Source organism: Caulobacter sp. S45, from assembly GCF_903642205.1.
Lineage (GTDB): Bacteria > Pseudomonadota > Alphaproteobacteria > Caulobacterales > Caulobacteraceae > CAHJWH01.
Map to the genome: position 1 here is coordinate 1 of NZ_CAHJWH010000169.1, position 6,514 is coordinate 6,514.

Annotated in this window: 6 protein-coding genes and 1 tRNA gene; all 7 read left to right on the forward strand. The window is 71.0% G+C overall.

Going from position 1 to position 6,514, the window contains the following annotated elements:
- Position 1 precedes the first annotated feature (1 nt).
- Positions 2-77: transfer RNA gene (locus HUV06_RS13855), tRNA-Thr, on the forward strand.
- 47 nt (positions 78-124) lie between these two features.
- Positions 125-889, forward strand: coding sequence for a molybdate ABC transporter substrate-binding protein (modA, locus tag HUV06_RS16695; RefSeq protein WP_174301842.1), 765 nt, complete (start codon positions 125-127; stop codon positions 887-889).
- Positions 890-895: 6 nt separating this feature from the next.
- Complete coding sequence (modB, locus tag HUV06_RS13865) at positions 896-1,561, forward strand: molybdate ABC transporter permease subunit (protein ID WP_174301843.1); 666 nt, start codon at positions 896-898, stop codon at positions 1,559-1,561.
- Complete coding sequence (locus HUV06_RS13870) at positions 1,558-2,313, forward strand: ATP-binding cassette domain-containing protein (protein WP_174301844.1); 756 nt, start codon at positions 1,558-1,560, stop codon at positions 2,311-2,313. The genes modB and HUV06_RS13870 overlap by 4 nt, the downstream gene beginning before the upstream one ends.
- A 77-nt stretch (positions 2,314-2,390) precedes the next feature.
- Positions 2,391-3,353 carry an SDR family oxidoreductase gene (locus HUV06_RS13875; RefSeq protein WP_174301845.1) on the forward strand — a complete coding sequence of 321 codons (963 nt, stop codon included), beginning with the start codon at positions 2,391-2,393 and terminating at the stop codon, positions 3,351-3,353.
- A 217-nt stretch (positions 3,354-3,570) separates the two neighbouring features.
- Positions 3,571-4,446 carry an aldo/keto reductase family oxidoreductase gene (locus HUV06_RS13880; protein WP_174301846.1) on the forward strand — a complete coding sequence of 292 codons (876 nt, stop codon included), beginning with the start codon at positions 3,571-3,573 and terminating at the stop codon, positions 4,444-4,446.
- A 135-nt stretch (positions 4,447-4,581) separates the two neighbouring features.
- The coding region (locus tag HUV06_RS13885; RefSeq protein WP_254601141.1) for a GH92 family glycosyl hydrolase at positions 4,582-6,514 on the forward strand (1,933 nt) is incomplete at its 3' end.

Here is a 6,514-nt window from a genome sequence, read left to right on the forward strand (position 1 = left end):
GGCCGCTTTAGCTCAGCTGGTAGAGCACCTCATTCGTAATGAGGGGGTCACAGGTTCGAGTCCTGTAAGCGGCACCAGCCAGCCACGCATCCGCTCACCGCCGAGCGGCCAGGGACCCGCACCGATGCTCAGGCGATCCATCCGTGCGGCGGCAGTCTTCATCCTCCTGGTCGCCGGCGCGCTCGGCGCCACGCCCGTGCTCGCCGCCGAGGTGCCGGTCGCGGTGGCCGCCAACTTCACCGAGCCCGCCAAGGAGATCGCCGCCGCCTTCCGGCGCTCCACCGGCGACACCGCCGTGCTGAGCTTCGGCGCCTCCGGCCAGTTCTACGCCCAGATCACCCATGGCGCGCCCTACCAGGTCTTCCTCTCCGCCGATGTCGACCGGCCGGTGCAGGCGGAGAAGGCCGGGGTCGGGGTGCCGGGCACGCGCTTCGTCTACGCCACCGGCAAGCTGGTGCTGTTCAGCCGCACGCCGGGCCTGGTGGACGACGCCGGCGCGGTGCTGCGCCAGCCCTCGCGCTTCGCCAGGATCGCCATCGCCGACCCGGGCGCCGCGCCCTACGGCGCCGCCGCCGTGGAGACCATGACCCGGCTCAACGTGTACGGTCCGCTCAAGGCCAAGATCGTCCAGGGCGCCTCGATCAACCAGGCCTGGGACTTCACCCGCACCGGCGCCGCCGAGCTTGGCTTCGTGGCCCTGAGCGAGGTGGTCAACGAACCCGGCGGCTCGCGCTGGATCGTGCCTGACAGCCTGCACGCCCCCATAGACCAGGACGCCATCCTGCTGGCTCCTGGCGACAGCAACCCCGCCGCCCGGCGGTTCCTGGCCTTTCTCAGGGGGCCTGAAGCCAAGGCCATCATCGTCCGGTACGGCTACACGGTCCACTAGGGCCGCGTGTTCGAGGTCGTCCGCCTCACCCTGACGCTCGCCGCCGTCACCACGGTCCTGCTGCTGCTGGTGGCGACGCCGCTGGCCTGGTGGCTGGCGCGAAGCCCGTCCTGGTGGAAGGAGGTGGTGGCCGCGGTCACCAGCCTGCCCCTGGTGCTGCCGCCCACGGTGCTGGGCTTCTACCTGCTGGTGGCGCTGGGCCCCGACAGCCCGCTGATGGCGCCGCTGCACGTGTTCGGCGTCCGCACGCTGGCCTTCACCTTCACGGGGCTGGTGATCGGGTCGATCTTCTACTCCATGCCGTTTGCGGTGCAGCCGCTCCGGACCGCCTTCGAGGCGGTGGGGCGCGAGCCGATGGAGGCGGCGGCGACGCTGCGCGCCTCCCCGCTGGACGCCTTCTTCACCGTCGCCGTGCCGCTCGCCCGACGGGGTTTCCTGTCCGCCGCCGTGCTGGTCTTCGCCCACACCATAGGTGAATTCGGGGTCGTGCTGATGATCGGGGGCGGCGTGCCGGGACGCACCGAGGTGGTCTCCATCCGCATCTACCAGCTGGTCGAGGCCCTGCAGTACGGCCAGGCCCACGCGCTGGCCGCGGGGCTGGCGGCCTTCGCCTTCATCTCGCTGCTGGTGCTGTTCCTGATCGACCGGCGCTTCTCCCGCCTGGGCGCATGAGCACGGCGGCTGCGGGTGAGGTCCGCCTCCAGGGGCGGGTCGGCGCTTTAGCGATAGATGTGGCCTTTGGGCTGCCCGTCGGCGTCACAGCCCTGACCGGCCCCTCCGGATCGGGCAAGTCCACCCTCCTGCGGGCCATGGCCGGGCTGGAGCGGCTGGACGGCGCCGTCCGCCTCGCTGGCGAGGTCTGGCAGGACGAGGCGCACTTCCTTCCGCCCCATCGCAGGCCAGTGGGCTACGTCTTCCAGCACGCCGCGCTGCTTCCCCACCTCTCAGTCCGGCGCAACCTCGACTACGGCCGCCGCAGGGCCGGGATGGAAGCGCACGAGCTCGACCACGTCGTGGCCCTGCTGGCCCTGGAGCCGCTCCTCCAGCGCGCCACCTCGCGCCTGTCCGGCGGGGAGCGCCAGCGGGTCGCCATCGCCCGCGCCCTGCTGACCCGGCCGCACTTGCTGCTGCTGGACGAACCCCTGTCGGGGCTGGACGTGGAGGCCAAGGCCGAGCTGCTGCCCCAGCTGCGGGGGCTGTTCTCCCAGCTCGCCATACCGGTGGTCTATGTCAGCCACGACAGGGAGGAGGTGGGCCGCCTGACCGACACCACGCTGGTGTTGGAGGCCGGGCGTCTGGCGTCCGCGGCGTCTCCCGCCGCGCTTGCCGCCGAACTCGCCGGCCGGTCGCGGGCGGAGATCGAAGCGCTCGCCCTCGCCGCCATCCACGCCGGCCTGTCCACGGCGCGGCGCCCTTCGGGCTGATACCCCGCGGCCTCATCTCGGCGCGGCAGGAACTCTGCGGAGACCTTGCGGTTATGGGCGCGCTCGAAAGGCCTACAATGACCAAGCTCAAGCCCCTGTCCCAGCAGGTCGTCGTCGTCACGGGCGCGAGTTCCGGGATCGGGCTGGCCACCGCGCGCAAGGCTGCGAAGGCGGGCGCGAAGGTCCTGCTCGTCGCGCGGGGCGAGCCCGCGCTGAAGGCGGCCGTGGAGGATATCATCGCCTCGGGTGGACGCGCGGCCTATGCGGTCGCCGACGTGGGCGAGCTGTCCGAGCTCGAGCAGGCGGCGCACCTCGCCCTGGAGCGGTTCGGCGGCATCGACACCTGGGTCAGCAACGCCGGCGTCGCGATCTACGCCGACGTGCTGACCACGCCCCGCGACGAGCACGAGCGGCTGTTCCGGACCAACTACTGGGGGGCCGTGAACAGCGCGCAGGTGGCCATCCCGCATCTGCGCGCACGGCGGGGCGCGTTCATCATGGTCGGCTCGGTCGCGTCGGACATGGGCTCGCCGGTCATGGGGACCTACGCCGCCAGCAAGCACGCGGTGAAGGGCTATGTCGACAGTCTCAGGATCGAGCTGAACCGCGACAAGGTCCCGGTGATCGTGACCCTGGTCAAGCCCTCCGGGATCGGGACCCCCCTGAACGCTCATGTGGCGAACCACAAGCACGGCGAGGCGAAGGTACCGCCGCCGGTCTACGCGCCGGAGTTGGTCGCGGACGCGATCCTGCATGCCGCCCGGCATCCCATGCGGGAGGTGACCGTCGGTGGGGCCGGCCTGGCGCAGGTGCTGTTCGCCACCCACTTCCCCGGCCTGTTCGCTCACCTCGCAGGGGCGATCACGCCGCTCCTGAACGATCCCAAGACGCCGGCCACGCCCGGCGACAACCTGTTTTCGGCGATGTCGGGCGGCGAGGTGCACGGCGCCGAAGGCCCGGGCCTTCGCTTCAGCCTGTACACGGCCGCCGGCTGCATCCCCTCGCGCCCACGGCGGCCCTGGCCGCAAGCGCCGCTCTGACATTCCTCGTCGCCCGTCGGCGGCGATCCCCCATCGACGGCTGGTCCCGGCAGGCACGGCAGGCGTCCCGCCGCTGAGCGGGCGTGCAGGACACGGACGCTGAGCAGGAGACGCAGGATCGCACCGCCGGTATAGGGTCGTCGCATGGGCGATCCACCGCCCGCACCCCCGGCCCGCAACCGTCCGCGAAGGCATGACCGGGGAGAGGAGAACCGCCATGACCGATATCGCCTCCGCCGGCGTCTACGCGCTCGGCCGCCGCACCGTTAAGCGCCTGGGCTATGGGGCGATGCAGCTCGCCGGACCGGGCGTGTTTGGGCCGCCCAAGGACCCGGCCACGGCCCTGACGGTCCTGCGCGAGGCGGTGGCGAGCGGGGTCGACCACATCGACACCAGCGACTTCTACGGCCCGCACGTCACCAACAAGCTGATCCGTGAGGCGCTGCACCCCTATGCGGACGACCTGGTGATCGTGACCAAGGTCGGCGCGGTGCGGGGCGAGGATGCCTCCTGGAACCGGGCGATCACACCCGCCGAACTGACCCAGGCTGTTCATGACAACCTGCGAAACCTCGGCCTCGACGCGCTCCACGTCGTCAACTTCCGGAGCATGGGCCATGGCCACGGGCTGAGCGAAGGCTCGATCGAGGAGCCGTTCACAGCCCTTGCGGAACTGCAGCGGCAGGGCCTGATCCAACACCTGGGCATGAGCAACGCGACCTCGACCCAGGTCGCGCAGGCGCGCGGCATAGCCGAGGTCGTCTGCGTGCAGAACCAGTACAACCTCGCTCACCGTGAGGACGATGCGCTGATCGACGAGCTGGAGGCCGCGGAAATCTCCTATGTGCCCTTCTTCCCGCTCGGCGGCTTCACGCCGCTGCAGTCCTCCACCCTGTCTGACGTGGCCAAGCGGCTGGAGGCCACGCCCATGCAGGTGGCCCTGGCCTGGCTGCTGCATCGCGCGCCGAACATCCTGCTTATCCCCGGCACCTCGTCGGTGGAGCACCTGCGCCAGAACCTCGCGACGGCGGAGTTGAAGCTGGCCGATGACGTGCTGGCGGAGCTGGACACCGTGGGCGCGGAGAAGGGCTGACTTCGGGAACAACGAGGATCAGGTCCGGTGGTCCTCACTCCTCCTCCCCCGGATGTGTTCCGCGGGTCCAGGGCGCAGAGCCTTTCAAGTAGACCGGCGCGCTCTGGATGCCCGCGACAAGTGCGAGCAAGGAGGATGGACGCGACGCGTGATCTCGACAGCTCAGACCCGGACGCCAAGACCATCGGTATGTTGCAGCGGGGATGTGCGATGATGAGCAGGTTTGCGGCCGGGGCGATTTGCGCGGCGTGCGTGCTGGCGAGTCTGGCGCCCGCGGTCGCGGCCCAGCCGACCGCGGGCGCCAAGGCCTTCGCCGAGGTTGATCCCTTCATCGGCACGGGCGCAGACGGCCATACCTTTCCTGGCGCGACCGCGCCCTTCGGCATGGTGCAGCTCAGCCCCGACACCCTGATCGCCGACTTCAAGCATTCCTATGCGCACGCGGCGGGCTACCGCTACGAAGACCGCACTATCCAGGGCTTCAGCCACACCCACTTCTCGGGCGCCGGTCACTCCGACCTCGGCGACGTGTCGCTGATGCCGATCGCGGGCGAGGTGCGGCTCGATCCCGGCGACGCCGCCGTGGCGGGCTCCGGCTACCGGTCGGCGTTCGACCACAAGAGCGAGGTGGCCCAGCCCGGCTACTACGCCGTGACGCTGGCCGACTACGGCGTGCGGGCGGAGCTGACCGCGACGCCCCGCGTGGGCGTGCACCGCTACGCCTTCCCCGCCGGCCGGCCGGCCCACGTGCTGCTCGACCTCCGCCACGTCATCTACGACTATCCGGGCAAGGTGCTGTGGTCGCAGCTGCGCATCCGGCGCGACGGCGCGGTGACCGGCATGCGCGAGACCCGCGGCTGGGCGCCCGGCCGCAAGCTCTACTTCGCGCTCCGCTTCTCCGCCGCGCCGACCGGCCATGCGCTGTACGACCGCGAGCCGGTGGAGCAGCCCTACAAGGGCTTCGCCGGGCCGGGGACAGGGCCGCGCGACATTCCGTTCATCCAGGGGCGGGGGCTCGTCGGCGTGTTCGACTTCGGCGCGCTGGCCGGGCCCCTGGTGGTGAAGGTCGCCCTGTCGCCGACGAGCGAGGCCGCGGCGCTGGCCAACCTCGCCGCCGAGGCGCCGGACTTCGACTTCGACGCCGTGCGCGCCCGCGCGCGCCAGGCCTGGGAGACGGAGCTGAACCGCGTCCGTTTCGAGGCGCCGGCGCCCATGCGGCGCAACCTCTACACCGCGCTGTACCATTCGCTGCTCGCCCCCAGCCTGTTCATGGACGTGGATGGCGGCTACCGCGGGCCGGACGGGGAGACGCACCGGGCCCAAGGCTTCGACTTCGTCTCCAGCTTCTCGCTGTGGGACACCTACCGCGCCGAACAGCCGCTGATGACGCTGATCCAGCCGGCTGGTCGCACCGCCGACGCCATGACCTCCCTGATCGTCTCGCGGGAGGAGAGCCCCTACGGCATCCTGCCAGTCTGGCAGTTCGCAGGGCTCGAGACCTGGTGCATGATCGGTTACCACGCGGCGCCCGAACTCGCCGACGCGATCATGAAGGACCAGCCGAGCGTCGATCAGGCCCGCGCGCTGGACGCCATGGTGGCCAGCGCCACTTACGGCCCCTACGGCCACCTCGCCGAGTATATGCGCAAGGGCTACGTGCCCGTCGACCTGGACGGGGAGGGGGTGTCCAAGACCCTGGAATACGCCTTCGACGACTGGACGATCGCAGTGGCCGCCCGCAAGCTCGGCCGCGTTGACATCGCCGCCCGCTTCGAGACGAGGGCGGGCAACTGGCGCAACGTGTTCGACCCCAAGACCGGCTTCGCCCGGCCGCGGCTGTCGGACGGGGCCTGGCGCGAGCCCTTCGACCCGGCGGCGGCGGGCGCGGGCTCCGGCTTCACCGAGGGCAACGCCTGGCAGTACAGCGAGTACGCGCCCCAGGACATCGGCGGCCTGATCAGCGCCATGGGCGGCGACGCGGCCCTGGTCGCCAAGCTGGACGCCACCTTCGACCAGACCGTCGACCCCAAGGCCTACGCCCATGTGGAGGACATGGCCGGGCTGATCG

Coding starts and splice junctions, on each gene's coding strand:
- HUV06_RS13880 (WP_174301846.1), top strand. CDS start 3,571: ATGACCGATATCGCCTCCGCCGGCGTCTACGCGCTCGGCCGCCGCACC.
- HUV06_RS13875 (WP_174301845.1), top strand. CDS start 2,391: ATGACCAAGCTCAAGCCCCTGTCCCAGCAGGTCGTCGTCGTCACGGGC.
- modA (WP_174301842.1), top strand. CDS start 125: ATGCTCAGGCGATCCATCCGTGCGGCGGCAGTCTTCATCCTCCTGGTC.
- HUV06_RS13870 (WP_174301844.1), top strand. CDS start 1,558: ATGAGCACGGCGGCTGCGGGTGAGGTCCGCCTCCAGGGGCGGGTCGGC.